13 protein-coding genes, 1 tRNA gene and 1 other RNA gene are annotated in these 14,354 nt (G+C 61.4%); 7 read left to right on the top strand and 8 right to left on the bottom strand.

Going from position 1 to position 14,354, the window contains the following annotated elements:
- Positions 1-90: 90 nt before the first annotated feature.
- Positions 91-678 carry a flavodoxin family protein BilS gene (bilS, locus tag CORGL_RS00485; RefSeq protein ID WP_013707963.1) on the bottom strand — a complete coding sequence of 196 codons (588 nt, stop codon included), beginning with the start codon at positions 676-678 and terminating at the stop codon, positions 91-93.
- 276 nt (positions 679-954) lie between these two features.
- Between bilS and CORGL_RS00480 the strand changes: the two genes are divergently transcribed.
- Positions 955-1,290: a hypothetical protein gene (locus CORGL_RS00480; RefSeq protein WP_013707962.1), complete on the top strand. Its 336-nt coding sequence runs from the start codon at positions 955-957 to the stop codon at positions 1,288-1,290.
- 115 nt (positions 1,291-1,405) lie between these two features.
- On the opposite strand, the gene CORGL_RS00475 is transcribed toward CORGL_RS00480, so the two are convergent.
- The 4 genes from CORGL_RS00475 to tadA all read right to left on the bottom strand — a co-directional run bounded on the left by CORGL_RS00475 (position 1,406) and on the right by tadA (position 6,024).
- Entirely contained in the window at positions 1,406-3,265 is a 1,860-nt protein-coding gene (locus tag CORGL_RS00475) for an ABC transporter ATP-binding protein (protein ID WP_041738446.1), read from the bottom strand.
- Positions 3,266-3,279: 14 nt separating this feature from the next.
- Complete coding sequence (locus tag CORGL_RS00470) at positions 3,280-5,151, bottom strand: ABC transporter ATP-binding protein (RefSeq protein WP_013707960.1); 1,872 nt, start codon at positions 5,149-5,151, stop codon at positions 3,280-3,282.
- Between the two features lie 132 nt (positions 5,152-5,283).
- Positions 5,284-5,379, bottom strand: an RNA gene (gene ffs / locus CORGL_RS09505) — signal recognition particle sRNA small type.
- 147 nt (positions 5,380-5,526) lie between these two features.
- Positions 5,527-6,024, bottom strand: a complete 498-nt coding sequence (tadA, locus tag CORGL_RS00465) for a tRNA adenosine(34) deaminase TadA (RefSeq protein WP_013707959.1) — start codon at positions 6,022-6,024, stop codon at positions 5,527-5,529.
- A gap of 53 nt (positions 6,025-6,077) precedes the next feature.
- Between tadA and CORGL_RS00460 the strand changes: the two genes are divergently transcribed.
- A tRNA-Ser gene (locus CORGL_RS00460) sits at positions 6,078-6,167 on the top strand.
- Between the two features lie 38 nt (positions 6,168-6,205).
- On the top strand, positions 6,206-6,757 hold the full coding sequence (locus CORGL_RS00455) for a LemA family protein (protein ID WP_013707958.1): 552 nt from the start codon (positions 6,206-6,208) through the stop codon (positions 6,755-6,757).
- A 36-nt stretch (positions 6,758-6,793) separates the two neighbouring features.
- Here the strand turns inward: CORGL_RS00455 and CORGL_RS00450 are convergent, their stop codons facing one another.
- Positions 6,794-7,831, bottom strand: coding sequence for a branched-chain amino acid aminotransferase (locus CORGL_RS00450; protein ID WP_013707957.1), 1,038 nt, complete (start codon positions 7,829-7,831; stop codon positions 6,794-6,796).
- 135 nt (positions 7,832-7,966) lie between these two features.
- Positions 7,967-8,635 (bottom strand): DedA family protein, encoded by a 669-nt coding sequence (locus CORGL_RS00445; RefSeq protein ID WP_013707956.1) that lies wholly within the window; start codon positions 8,633-8,635, stop codon positions 7,967-7,969.
- Positions 8,636-8,978: 343 nt separating this feature from the next.
- Between CORGL_RS00445 and cysE the strand changes: the two genes are divergently transcribed.
- The 3 genes from cysE to CORGL_RS00430 all read left to right on the top strand — a co-directional run bounded on the left by cysE (position 8,979) and on the right by CORGL_RS00430 (position 10,967).
- A complete protein-coding gene (cysE, locus tag CORGL_RS00440) occupies positions 8,979-9,746 on the top strand; it encodes a serine O-acetyltransferase (protein ID WP_245526912.1) in 768 nt (255 codons plus the stop codon).
- Between the two features lie 54 nt (positions 9,747-9,800).
- On the top strand, positions 9,801-10,451 hold the full coding sequence (locus CORGL_RS00435) for an NAD(P)H-dependent oxidoreductase (protein WP_013707954.1): 651 nt from the start codon (positions 9,801-9,803) through the stop codon (positions 10,449-10,451).
- Between the two features lie 210 nt (positions 10,452-10,661).
- Positions 10,662-10,967 (top strand): hypothetical protein, encoded by a 306-nt coding sequence (locus CORGL_RS00430; protein WP_013707953.1) that lies wholly within the window; start codon positions 10,662-10,664, stop codon positions 10,965-10,967.
- A gap of 38 nt (positions 10,968-11,005) precedes the next feature.
- Here CORGL_RS00430 and glmS read toward each other — a convergent pair whose 3' ends face one another.
- On the bottom strand, positions 11,006-12,877 hold the full coding sequence (gene glmS / locus CORGL_RS00425; protein ID WP_013707952.1) for a glutamine--fructose-6-phosphate transaminase (isomerizing): 1,872 nt from the start codon (positions 12,875-12,877) through the stop codon (positions 11,006-11,008).
- A gap of 316 nt (positions 12,878-13,193) precedes the next feature.
- Here glmS and CORGL_RS00420 point away from each other — a divergent pair, with 316 nt between their 5' ends.
- A complete protein-coding gene (locus CORGL_RS00420) occupies positions 13,194-14,324 on the top strand; it encodes a LacI family DNA-binding transcriptional regulator (protein ID WP_013707951.1) in 1,131 nt (376 codons plus the stop codon).
- The last annotated feature ends 30 nt before the right edge of the window (positions 14,325-14,354 follow it).

The following is a 14,354-nucleotide window of genomic DNA, read 5'->3' as shown; positions in this document are numbered from 1 at the left end:
GCACGGCCAGACCGAAGTCGGACATCCGATATATGAGGCGCGTCATGCTCGCCTGCCGGACATGCCTGACCCGAGCATGCCTCGGTCGGCTCAACTCAGATGCAGTGAGCTCTTGGCCGCCGTGATCACCGTTTGAAAATCGCTCTCGTCTGGATGCGCGAGCGCCTCATCGAAATTCTCGATCATGGCCTTTGCACGCGCATCCTGCGGATCCTGCCCAAGCATGGCCTCATAGCGTCGGCGCACGGCGACATCCATCTTGCCCTGGCACATGACGCTGCCTGCGAGATCCGCATCGGCTGGAAGATGGCTGCGGACGGTCGCCAAGATGCGATCGAAGTAAGCTTGGCTGCCCCCGAACCCCGCTGTACCGAACAGAAAGACCCGCTTGCCCGACAGCGTCTGGAGAAAGCGTGCTGCATCCTGCGTGCAATCGCCCTTATCGGTCCAGAAACCGAACAGGATCGTATCGGCCTGCTGGATCATCTCCACGCTGCCGCACGCGGGCTCGCTCTGCGACGCGCCCTTCTCAGAGCAGGTCTCGCCGTCCGCCGGCGGAATGTCTCCGACATACATCGCCTCCGCGCGCCCGTTCGATTCGGCGAGCGCGCGCATCAAGGCGTTGCCCACAAGCCGCGTGTTGCCGCTCCTGCTGTTGATCACGATCGCGTATTTCATAGCTGCCTTCCCTTCGCCGCCGATCGGAGCTCGTCGCAACCCCATGCCCGAAAGGCGAATCCTGCTGATATCTTCGATGATAGGCCTTTCCGCGGACGTGTGCGCATGTGCTACAGGATCGTCACGCCAGCGCCTCGAGGACGCGAGGTTCTCGCGCGAGACGTCAAGATGTGTAGTTTTCCGAACCTTGTTCTCTGCGCAGACTTCCACCTTATAACTTCAGCCCCCACGGGTAGGACCTTGTGTACGTCCATTCATTTTCCAAAAGGAGGAAACATGGCCAAAGAGCATCAGGATTTTGGTGACAAGATGAGCGAGGTCGGCGATTCGATCAAGGACGCCGCGAAGACCGCTGGTAAAAAACTGCAGGATGTCGCGGGCAACGCGAAGGACGCCGCTCAAGATTCGATGGATAAGGCTTCGGGAAAGGCAGAGGAGGCCAAGAAGAAGGCGGACCACACCGCCAAAGACGCTCAGGGCAAGGCGGAGGAGACCAAGGAAAAGGCTGGTCGCGCTGCCAAAGAAGCCCAGAACAAAGCTGAGCATTCAGCGAACAGAGCCGCAGACTCCACGCAAAGCGCCGCCGAAAAGGCAAAGCGAAACACGCGGTGAAGAACAGCGATGTCACCGGCCGAGATCGGTGACATCGGCAGCAATCAAAAAAGACGTCTCCGGACCACGTGCCGGGGACGTCTTTTTGTATCGCTCTTCCAGAGCGCACGTTCAATTACGGCTGTTCCGCAGTCGCGAACTGGGAATTGTAGAGCTCTGCATAGGCACCGCCTCGGGCGAGCAGCTCATCGTGGGACCCTCGCTCGACGATGCGACCGTCGCGCATGAACAGGATCAGATCGGCACCTCGTATCGTGGAGAGTCGATGGGCCACGATGAAGCTCGTCCGGCCTCTGACCATCTCATCGAAGGCAGCTTGAACCTGCAGCTCGGTACGGGTATCGATCGAACTTGTCGCCTCATCGAGCAATAGGATGGCAGGGTCGGTGAGCATGACGCGCGCGATGCATACGAGCTGCTTCTGACCCTGTGAGAACGTTCCGCCGTCCTCGGAGATCATCGTATCGTAACCATTCGGCAGTGCATCGATGAACGCAGCTGCATGAGCGCGTCGCGCGGCACGCTCCACCTCATCGCGAGATGCCGTGGGTCTGCCATAGGCGATGTTATCGTGCACGGTTCCCTCAAACAGCCAGGTGTCCTGCAGCACCATGCCAAAGGCCCGGCGAAGGCTCGGGCGGCTGAGTCGCCTGGTGTCGAGGCCATCCAGCTCGATCGTGCCCGCATCGACCTCATAGAAACGCAGCAACAGGTTGATGAACGTGGTCTTTCCCGATCCCGTCGGACCCACGAGCGCCAGACGCATGCCGGGCTCGGCGTGCACGCAGATGTCTTGAAGCAGACGCCTGCCCTGAATGTAGGAGAAATCCACGTGATCGATGTCGACATCGCCTTTCGGATCGGTGATCTCGATCGCATCGGCTGGATCCGGCGGCTCTGCTGCTGCATCGAGCAGACTGAACACGCGGCGCGCCGAGGCGAAAGCCGTCTGGATCTGAGTGATCACGCTTGTCACATCGTTGAATGGTTTGGTGTACTGGTTGGCATACGACAGGAAGATCTGCACCTCTCCCACCGTGAGCGACGCGGGGACCCCGGTGATGACGCACATGCACCCGACGATGGCGACCACGGCGTAGATGAGGTTGTTCACGAAGCGCGTTCCGGGATTGGACAGCGAGCTCAAAAACTGAGCCCGCTCCCCTGCGGTATAGAGCTCTCGATTGATGCGATCGAAACCGATCTGCGCTCGATCACCGAACGCGAAGGCATCCACGAGCTTCTGGCTTCCGATCAACTCCTCGATGTATCCACCGAGTTGGCCTTGGATGCGCTGCTGCGAGGTGAAGCTTCTGCTGGAGAATCGTGCGATGAGGGAGGCCACGAGCACGGAAAGGGGCGTCACGAGCACCACGATGATCGCGATGGGGATCGAGATGGACAGCATGAACACGATCGTTCCCGCGATCGTGACCACACCGCCGAACAGCTGGGTGAGACCCTGGAGCAGACCATCGCCCACTTGGTCCACATCGTTTACGATACGCGATATGAGATCCCCGTGCGCATGGGAGTCGATGAAGGACAACGGCATGCGGCTGATCTTGTCGTTCGCGTCGATTCGCATGTCGCGAACGGTCTCGTAGGTGAGACGATTCACGCAGTAGCCCTGCAGCCACTGGAATGCCGCCGCCCCGAGGCTCGCCGCGACGAGCCGCTCGAGCAGCGGTACAAGTGTCTGAAAATCGACGCGCCCCGCAGCGATCATGCAGTCGATCCCCTGTCCGACGAGGATGGGCACGTAAAGCTGAAGCAGCACAGATATCACTGCCGAGACGAAGGAGACGACGAAGGACATCATATGCGGTCGCACGTAACGAAGCAGCCTGCGGCTCACCTGAGCGACCGGCATGCGAGGCGCACCGCCTCCGCGCGGATCTGTCGCGCTCGACGTGCGCCCGGAAACGTTGGAAGCCACCGTGGATGCCGATCCGGCTGATTCATATGGATTCATCGCGTCGTCCCCCATCAGGTCTTTGAAGCAGGCGGTGCGGATGCTGCCGACGGCTCATCGATGGCTCCAGAGGTCGGCTCGGCTGCGTTCGACTGCTCCGAAGTCGCCTCGGCCGCCTCACCGAGCTCATCGGGACGCAGCTGCGACAACCCGATCTCGCGATAGAGCCGCGATGTGCGCAGCAGCTCCTCATGCGTGCCGAGCGCCGACACGCGTCCATGATCGAGCACGCAGATGACATCGGAGTCGCGCACTGCCGAGACGCGCTGCGACACGATGACGCAGGCGAGCGGCGGTATCGCAGATGATGTCATCTGTTCTTGCCTGCTCATCGTCAGAATCGCTCTGCGCAAGGCGGCATCCGTCTTGAAATCGAGTGCAGAGGCCGCATCATCCAAGATCAGCAGTCTCGGTGAGCCCACCAGTGCTCGTGCTATCGTGAGCCGCTGCCGCTGACCGCCGGAAAAGTTCCTGCCACCGGCCTCGACGGTACTGTTGAGTCCGTCTTCCAGGTCTCGAACGAACTCACCGGCCTGAGCGATATCGAGCGCGCGCCACAGCTCATCGTCTGAGGCGCTCTCGTCGCGCCATCTGAGATTGGATGCGATGGTGCCGGATACGAGCGAGGCCGACTGGGGAACGAGACCGATGGCGCGGCGCAGCCGAGCGAGCGGCCAATGGCGAACGTCCTCGCCGAGCACCTCGACCGATCCCGCTCTCACATCATACAGGCGAGGAATGAGTGAGATGAGCGTTGATTTGCCCGATCCGGTCCCCCCGATCACGCCGAGCGTCTGCCCGGGAAAAAGTTCGAGGGTCACGTCATCGATCGAGTTGACGGTCGAGCCGGGATACGCGAACGTGGCTCCCCTCATGCGCAGCGCCGCAACCGAGGAGGAACTCGACGACTCCACGGGCTCGCCGCCGGCGTCGGTGATGCTCGGTTCACATGCGAGCACCTCGTTGATGCGTGAAGCGGACGCACCAGCCTTCGTGAAGACCACGACGAGATTGGCCACATACACGATCGAGAGAAGCGTCTGCATCATATAGTTCACAAAAGCCATGACCTCACCCTGGGTGAGGGAGCCCACGTTCACCTGAATGCCGCCTTGCCACAGGATGGCGCAGATAGCGAGATACATGATAAAGAACGTGACGGGATTCAGAAATGAAGAGAGCCTGCCCACGGCGATAGCGGTCGACGCTTGATCGAATGACGCGTCGTGGAATCGCTCGCGCTCGTGGTCCTCCCGCACGAATGCGCGAATGACCCGGATGCCCGAGATGCCCTCGCGCGTGATCAGACCGATCCGGTCGAGCTTTCTCTGCATGCTCTTGAAGTACGGCACGCACCTTGCCATGACCACCCAGAAGATCACGCCGATCAAAGGCGTGGAAACCAGAAAGACCAGTCCGAGCCTCACATCGATGAGCAACGCCGCGACCATTGATCCGATGGCGAGAAACGGCCACCTGACAAGCTGACGTATGCCGAGCGCGATGGCGAGCTGCACCTGGTTGACATCGTTGGTGATGCGCGTGATGAGCGATGGAGTACCGAAGCGATCCAACTCGGCATAGGAGAACTCGTTGACGCGCCTGTAGAGGCTGTGGCGGATATCGGTGCCGATACCTTGAGAGGCGCGCGACGCCATCTTCTGGCACACGAGTGTGAAGGCGAGCCCTACCGTAGCCATCGCGAACAGCGCAAGTCCATAGCCCCAGATGGAACCGAGATCGCCCTCACCGACGCCCTCATCGATCATGCGCGCGATGACCAAGGGGGTCAGAAGATCAAATATGGCTTCGAGCAATTTGGTGGCAGGACCCAGAATCATGAAGCGCCGGTACGATCCGGCAAAGCATCGTAGCAGTTTGAGCATGATAAGCCCTCGGCTATCGGAACGGTCGGATATCCTGAGCAATCCGCGAATGACTCGCTGCGCGATGCGACGAGAAATCGAGCACGGCACCGCATCGCAGCGTCCAAGAGTCTCACAAGAATCGCCGCTGTGCCCTCGATGGATTCGGGTGCCCGTCAGAGGCCCCTTATGGCTGCTTCCTTCCGGACCTGACCAGGTTCGAGACATATCGTCACCCGAACCCATCGAATGCGCAGTTCTCCTCGGCGAAGATTGCACATCTGCACTATAGTACCCCCTTCATCCCTTCGCGTCGAGTGAAATCCCGTCACGAGAGGCTGGGTTCCCACTCCGCGATCAAGTTCCGCCTTGCTCATCGCATGCCGCGAAAACCGATCACTTGGCTCTCCGCCCGCGAAGATCGGCGAAAAACGTGGTCAGCAGATCGGAGCACTCCTCTCGCTCGACATCTCGCGTCACCCCAAACGCATGATTCAGTCGAGGATCGCGGCTCACATCGAAAAGCGTCCCGAGCGCGCCGCCCTTGGGATCGCTCGCTCCGAAGACGCAGCGATCGATGCGGGCGTTGACCATGAGACCCGCGCACATGAGGCACGGCTCGACGGTGACATAGACCGTGCATCCCGTGAGCCGCCAGCGTCCGAGGACGGCCGATGCCTTGAGCATCGCCACGAATTCTGCATGCGCCGATGGATTTCCATCAAGTTCTCGCCGATTGTGCGCTCGAGCGATACAGTCTCCCTCATAGACCACGGCGGCTCCGATCGGCACCTCGCCGAGTTCGGCGGCCATGCGCGCTTGCGCGAGCGCCTCTCGCATGAAGCGCGCGTCATCCGGATGCGCGTCCAGCACATCCGACGCTGTCTTATCCATGCTCCCTCCTCACGTGTTACTCCAGATCAAACGATGGTATCATTACCTTGCACGGAGAGATGGCAGAGCGGTTGAATGCGGCGGTCTTGAAAACCGTTAGGCGCGAGAGCGTCTCGGGGGTTCGAATCCCCCTCTCTCCGCCACGTCACGTGGGTGCCGACGCACCCAGAAAGGGAACATCATGACTCCCATCATCGTCGTCATCATCGTCGTCGTGCTCATCGGCATCGTCGTCGCCGGCATCTACAACAACATGGTCACGCTGAGAAATCGCATCGACAACGCTTGGCAAAACATTGACACGCAGCTGCAGCGTCGATTCGATCTGATCCCCAATCTGGTCGAGACCGTGCGCGGCTACGCCTCACACGAGAAGACGACGCTGGACGCCGTGACGCGCGCCCGAAACGCCGCCGTCAGCGCCGGCAGCCCCGAGGACAAGATGGCCGCGGACAATGTCCTCACCGGTGCTCTGCGCCAGCTGTTCGCTGTCGCAGAGGCCTACCCCGACCTCAAGGCCAATCAGAACTTCATCCAGCTGCAGGGATCGCTCGAAGACACCGAGAACAAGGTCTCCTACGCGCGCCAGAGCTATAACGACTGCGTATTGTCCTACAACAACGCGATCCAGACATTTCCCGGCAACATCTTCGCCGGGGTGTTCCAGTTTCGCGAGCGCAAAGGGTTCGAGGCGGAGGAGTCATCCCGCGATGTGCCGCATGTGAAATTCTGACGGCGGACGCCTCGAGGTGCGCGCGATTCTAGGATTCTAGCGAATCGTGTGGACCCACCCGTGGACATCCTCCAGAGCACCCTCTTGGATACCGGTGAGCGTCTCTCGCAATCTGCCCATAACCGGACCCATCTCATCGTGGCCCTGCGGGAAGACCACCACGATATCGCCGTTGTGGATCTCTGCGACCGGGGAGATGACTGCAGCGGTGCCGCAAAGCCCGCACTCAGCGAAGCCCCCTTCGGCGACCTCATGCCAGCTGACGGGACGCTCGATGACCGGCATGCCCAGATCCTGTGCGACCTGCACAAGTGACCGGCGTGTTATGGAATGCAGGATGGAGTCCGTCGGCGACTGCGGAGCCACGAGCGCTCCATCTGCGGTGACGAACAGAACGTTGGCACCCCCGGTCTCCTCGACATAGGTGCGCGATTGAGCATCCAGATACAGATTCTCGTCAAAGCCGGCCCGATGAGCATCCATCGTCGCCTTGATGCTCATACCGTAATTGAGTCCGGCCTTGATGTTGCCGGTTCCGTGCGGAGCGGCGCGGTCATAGGGCGACACCGTGAGTCGGATCGGTCTGATCCCACCCTTGAAGTATGGGCCGACAGGCGTCACCAAGATCCGAAACTGATAGGCGCTCGCGGGAGCGACGCCCAAGACCTCACCGGTGGCGATCATGAAGGGACGAACATAGAGGGTTGCTCCCGATCCGTACGGAGGCACCCAGCAAGCGTTTGCATCGATGACCTGCTCGACCGCAGAGACGAAGCGCTTCTCCGGGAAGGGGGGCATCTCGAGACGTGTCGCCGAAGCGCTCATGCGCACCGCGTTGAGTTCAGGTCGAAAGCACACGATGCCGCCATCTGCTGTCGCATATGCCTTGAGTCCCTCGAAGCACTCCTGACAGTACTGATAGATCCCGGCGCACTCGGAGAGCGTGATCGTGTGCTCGGATGTCAGGCACCCGGCATCCCATGCACCGTCGGACCAGTTCGAAACGTAGCTGTAATCGGTGCTTTGATACGCGAAGTCCAGGTTTTCCCAATCCAGATTCTTGATTTGCGTCATCACGATCGTCCCTTCGTGCGCGTGCTGCTCCTATGAGTGCATTCTACTCCGGCTGGAGCGAAGCGACCGATGAGTTCATACGGTTGCAACAGTCTGCCGGAAACGCGTCTGCGTCCCGATCACGCGAGGCGCGCCTCAGGCGTCGGGAGCCGATCGATCCTCCGACTTGCGGGACAGTCTGGAGCGCACAAGACCTGCGATCATGGGCAGGACCGACACGGCCACGATGGCCACGATCAGTACCTCGAAGTGCTCCTCCACGACGGGAATGCCGCCGAAGAAATATCCCATCAGCACGAACATGCTCGACCAGGTAATCCCGCCGAGCATGTTGAACAGAATGAATGAATGCCACTGCATGCCGCCGATGCCGGCGAGAAACGGGACGAACGTGCGGATGAATGGAAAGAAGCGACCCAGAAATATCGCGAGTCGGCCCCAGCGATCCAGAAAGGCCTCGCTCTTGGCGATCCGCTCGGGTGTCATCGCTCGGATCCTGCCCGATGCGATGATTCGGCTGCCGAAGAAATGGCCGATGAAGAAGTTGCACTGATCGCCTGCGATCGCAGCGGTCCATACGATCAGCAGCAGCGCAAAGATGTCGATGCTGCCCATGTGCGCGAAGAAACCGGACGCGAACAGCAGGGAATCCCCGGGCAAAAACGGCATGAAGACCACGCCGGTCTCTATGAATACGATCAGGAAGATGAAGCCGTAGGCAAACAGCGGACCCATCGCGATCCATGCGGAAATCGCATCCCGCGGGTTCTTCAGAAGCTCGACGATGCCTTTGAGCAATCCCATACGACTTACCTCGCTGTCCGGCCTCGCACCAAGAGGCGCTTGTGCTTGCTCGATCACGCGGCGCATGCGCGCCAGCGGACACGATCGTTCAGTATACCTGCTGCGCATATGATTTCCCATGCCGCGCGCCGCGCTCGAACGCATGCGCTTGGGACATCACACAATCATCGCGACAACCCGAATGAGCGCGCACCGAGAGCGATGACGCGGGTATAAGCATAGACCCCATGGCCATCATGCGCGGCGCCGCGCACTAGGATAAAACCTAGCGTATCGCTATACTTAAACGCGCGACAGAGGGGCAGATGAAGCGAAAGGTCGGATGATGAGGTTCATAGGAACCATGAGGGAGGATATCGAGACGGTCAAGCGGAACGACCCTGCCGCTCAGGGCGCTCTCGTGATCTTTCTATCCTACCCCGGGCTTCACGCCAAGTGGATGCACGCTCCTGAGCGGTGGCTGTGGAGACATCGTCTGCGCGGACCCGCGCGCATCCTGTCGCAGATCACGCGCCTCGTCACCGGCGTTGAGATACATCCGGCTGCGAAAGTGGGACGTCGGCTGTTCATCGACCATGCGGCGGGCGTCGTGATCGGCGAGACGGCGAGCCTGGGCGATGACTGCGTGCTCTATCAAGGCGTGACCCTGGGCGGCACCGGTCGGGAGAGCGGCAAGCGCCATCCCACCCTCGGTGACGGTGTCATGGTCGGTGCCGGTGCGAAGGTGCTCGGCAGCATCCGGATCGGATCGGGTGCAAAGATCGGGAGCAACTCCGTGGTCGTGAAGGACGTGCCCGATAATTCCACCGTCATCGGTATCCCCGGCAGGATCGTGCGCCGAAACGGCCGGCGCATCGCACGGGAGACACTCGATGAGCGCCCTGGACTCATGCGCGCGACGGCCCCGGATGAGGAGGAAGTGCTTTGGAACCGACGGGCGATCGCGCGGGCCTGCAAGAGAATCGAGCAACTCGAAAAGGAAGTTGCGAATCTGCAAGAGGCTGTCGAGCGGCTCGCCCGAACCAAGACCTGCACGGGCGCTCAGAGCAGCGAGCGACGCGGCTCGCAAACGGGCGCTGTCGCGGCGGACGCACCGACGGCCCGCGCTTGAGGAAGCGGGGATGTCCGCGCGCTCGATAAGAAAAACGTCGACGAAAGGAGAAACATGACGGGAAATCCACTTGTCATCATCGCTCACCCCCACCTCCACGGGAGCTCGCGCGTGAACAGACGATGGCTTTCTGAACTGCGCGCGCATTCGAATGAGTTCGATGTGCGCGATCTGTACGCTCTGTATCCAGACGGGCAGATCGACGATGATGCCGTCGCCGACGAGCAGGCCGCACTCGAGTCACACGATCTGATCGTCTTCCAGTTCCCCGTCTACTGGTACAGCTGCCCGGCTCTGCTTCGCACGTGGATGGACCGCGTTCTCGCATTCGGTTGGGCCTACGGTGGCGATCGCGCGCTTCCCGGTGAGCCCGGGCGCAAGCTCGCGGGCAAGCGCTTCGCCTTCGCCACGAGTGCCGGTGATTCCGCAGCAAACTACAGCGCGACCGGTGCCGCCGGATTCACGTTCGATGAGATCATGGTTCCCTTCCGCGCGACCGTCAGATTTCTCGGCGCCACATGCGAGACCCATGCGTTCACATTGTTCGCAACCGAAAACGACATCACGGACAGCGACGTGGAGGCGAGCGCGCACTCCTATCTCGCTTGGCTGCGAGACATCGCTCGGAGAGACGATATCGCAGGCGAACGGTCGGCCGTCATGCCACAGCCATCGACGCGACCCATGGGCGAGACGGCACTCTGATACAAAAGAAACGGGATTTTAGCCATTGCCGAACCTCTGAATAGGGAGCATCGGGAATCTGAGTATTCGGTGAGAGCGAAACGCCTACCAGCCGGGTGGCACCACCCACCTAAAAGTTCGGATCCAAGACCGCGATCCGCGGTTAACTGAAGGTCTCTGGTTTTACTGGCACCGTGCCGCGATCTCGGCACACGATGACGGGAGACACCCATGGGCTTCAAGGCAGTAGAAGCAATCGATATAGACTTCGAGAAGTTTCTCGCGTACCTACGCTCCAAGACGCGCGTGTTCATGGATATCGACGATGATCAGTACTACATCACTCACACCGATGGCTACTGGCGCGTGCAGGATTGCTCGAAGCTCAACGACAAGGGACGGTTCACCGACTGTACCGATCTGGTCACCACCATGTCCGAACTCGTCGAGTTTCCCTGGCGCGACGGCAGATCCATTCACGATATGTTTCCACAGGCGACATTCTATGAGTCCATTCAAGAGGGCTGGGAGATGTAGCTCCGAGCCCTCTTGCTGCGCTCTTTGCCGGCCGCCGGCTACTCCACCGTGACCGACTTCGCGAGGTTGCGCGGCTGATCAACATTGCAGTCGCGCAGCAGCGCGACCTCGCGGGCGAGCAGCTGCAGCGGAACGGTGGCGGTGATCGGCGAGAAGCAGTCGCGCACGCGCGGGATGTAGATCACATGATCGGCGATGGCGCGGATCTCCTCGTCGCCCTCGGTGGCGACAGCGATGATCTCGGCACCGCGCGCCTCGCATTCCTTGAGGTTCGAGACGGTCTTGTCGTACACCGGGCTTCTCGTGGTCACAGCAATGACCGGGAAACCGGGCTCGATCAGCGCGATCGGCCCGTGCTTCATCTCGCCGGCGGCATAGGCCTCCGCATGCAGATAGCTGACCTCTTTGAGCTTGAGCGCGCCCTCGTAGCAGATCGCCGAGCCGACACCGCGACCCACGAACAGGGCCGACTGCGCATCCTTGCATGCCAGAGCCGCCTCGCGGATCGCCGCGCCCTGCGTGTCCATGATCCATTGGATCTGCTCGGCGGTGTCGCCGAGCTCGTGGAAGAGCATGCGGACCTGGCCGCAGGTGAGCTTGCCCTTGACCTGTCCGAGCATGAGCGCCAGCAGCGTCAGGCTCACGACCTGTCCGATGAAGCTCTTCGTGGAGGCGACTGCGATCTCCTTGTTGGCCTTCGTGTAGATGACGCCATCGGCCTCGCGCGCGACCGGCGAGCCGATCACGTTCGTGATCCCGAAGACCTTGGCACCTCTGATGCGCGCGTCGCGAATGGCCGCCAGGGTGTCTGCGGTCTCGCCGGACTGCGACACGGCAACGACGAGCGTGGACGGCGTGATGATCGGATCGCGATACCGAAACTCGCTCGCGGCCTCGACCTCGCAGGGAATGCGCGCCCAGCCCTCGATCATGTTCTTGACGATGAGACCGGCGTGGAAGCTCGTACCGCAGGCGATCACGTAGACGCGATCGATGATATCGAGTTCCTCATAGCTGAGACCGAGCTCGTCGATGTCGAGCTCGCCGCCGCGCATGCGCCCCACCAGGGTGTCGCGCACGACGCGCGGCTGCTCGGAGATCTCCTTGAGCATGAAGTCCGGGTATCCCCCCTTCTCCGCGACGTCGACGTCCCAGTCCACATGGGTGATCTCCGGCTCGATGGTGCGACCCGCATCGTCGGTGTAGCTGATGCCCTGCGGCGTCAGCCGCGCGAACTGCCCATCCTCGAGCACCACGACATCGCGCGTCGCATCGATCAGCGCGATGACATCTGATGCCACATAGCTGCCGCGCTCTCCTCGCCCGATGATGATCGGCGAGTCCTTGCGTGCCACGACGATGACGCCGGGCTCGTCTGCGCACATGACCGCCAGACCGTAGGCGCCCACGACGCGCGTGCACGCTTCGCGCACCGCCGCATCGAGATCGGAGCTGGCGGCGTAGGCTTCCTCGATGAGATGGGCGAAGACCTCGGTGTCGGTCTCGCTGCGAAACGTGTGGCCGCGTGATTCGAGCTCTGAGCGGAGCTCGACGAAGTTCTCGATGATGCCGTTGTGCACGATCGCGATCCTGCCATCACAGGAGGTGTGGGGATGCGCGTTGTCCTGGGACGGCTTGCCGTGCGTGGCCCAGCGCGTGTGGCCGATGCCACAGGTCGATGCGAGATCGATCCCTGCGAGCTCCGACTCAAGACCCGAGACCTTGCCCACGCGGCGGATGACGTCGATCGTCGTCGCCGGTGCCGGTTCGGCGGCGTGCGCGCCGCGGGCGCCGGTGCGCTCGAGCGCGACACCTGCCGAGTCGTAACCTCGGTATTCGAGGCGCTTGAGCCCCGATACCAGAATATCCTTCGCTGCATCAAGCCCCGTGTAGCCGACGATCCCGCACATATGCGATTCCCTTCGTGCCGATTTCAATGAAGACCTGACAGATCGAAACACATTTCCCGCTCATTGTATCGAACGACGAGAGCAAGCCGTTCCCCGGCGATGACCGCTCACAAAGCTGACGGGTTTTTCCATAAGATCGAGCGAAACCCTGCAGAAGACAGGACAGGGCGCGCGACGAGTGCTCCGCGCATCAGCTAGGGGGCGCGCGGGCGCGATCCCTCAGAACCGCGATCCCAACATGATACAATTGGGCAGCTCAGCGGCCGCAGGGCTTCGTGTGCCCTCGGTCTCGTGATTCTCCGATGAAAGGCGGCTCATGTCAGGTGTGAAGATCATAGATGTCGCCCGCGAGGCAGGTGTTTCACTCGGAACGGTTTCAAATGCCCTCAACCATCCCGACAAGGTGCGACCTGAAACCCGTGTTCGCATCGAGGCGGCCATCGATATGCTCGGCTACACTCCCAATCAGAGCGCCAGATTGCTCGCAGGCGGCACGAACGCAGCCATCGGCTTGGTGCTTCCGCGCTTGAGCGAGGGCCTCAGCATCGAGATAGCCGGAGGCGCCCGCGCGGAGTGTCATGCGAGAGGGTACTCGTTGCTCATCGCAGATGTCGGAGGGGATGAGCGTCTGGAGCGCCGCTATCTCAGCTCGTTCATGGGAGCTCAGGTTGCCGCTGTTCTCATACAGCCGGTAGGTCGTGACAGCTGGTCCGCGCCCTCGAGCCCCTCTTCGATCCCAAACGTCTTTCTCGATGTGAAAACCGATGCCGCGGGCTGCTTCGTCGTAGCTGACAGCCAAGCGCAGGGACGCATCATCGCCGAGCACGCCCGGGCTCGTCAGGCCAAGCATGTAGCCGTCATCGGTCGCTCTGATTCGTGCAAGCTCGAGCTGCGCCTCTCCGGTATCAGAGAGGCGCTGACGTCTCATGGCGAGATCAACCTCGAGATCATCGACGCGGGGGACGGAGATGTCTCAGGAGACGGATACAGTCTCGGTCTCGAGTTGGCACGCCGCGCGAGGAGGAATCGACCCGATTTCATCATCGGGCTCACCGACGTGCTCGCCGCCGGTGCGCTGGCAGCGTGCCTCAGGACGGGCCTCGCCGTACCGGAGGATGTCATGGTCGCGGGCTGCGACGGCAACCCGCTTGCCTGGAACGGCATGCTGGAGCTCACCACCTGCGCTCCCGTGGGATACGAGATGGGACGTCGGGCTGTGCGCGCCTCGATCGAAGCCATCGGCGCGAGGCAGCTCGATCGCATCGGCACCCGAGGCGCCGGCGCGGCCGCAGCCCGAGGCGAAAGGGCATCCGCCCACCGTGAGGAGATCATCAGACCTTTTCTGCTCGCACGTGCCAGCACCCTCGGTTCACGCGCGCGCGAAGGCGATGGATGCAGCTCGGCCACCTCGCATGTACCCGAGCTGAACCTCGGTGTCTATCTGTAACGAGATGCGAGTCGCCGCGGCGATCACTGG

This window comes from Coriobacterium glomerans PW2 (assembly GCF_000195315.1).
Classification (GTDB): Bacteria; Actinomycetota; Coriobacteriia; order Coriobacteriales; family Coriobacteriaceae; genus Coriobacterium; species Coriobacterium glomerans.
The sequence above is the reverse complement of the archived record's forward strand: the minus strand, read 5'-3'. Positions and strand labels throughout refer to the sequence as shown.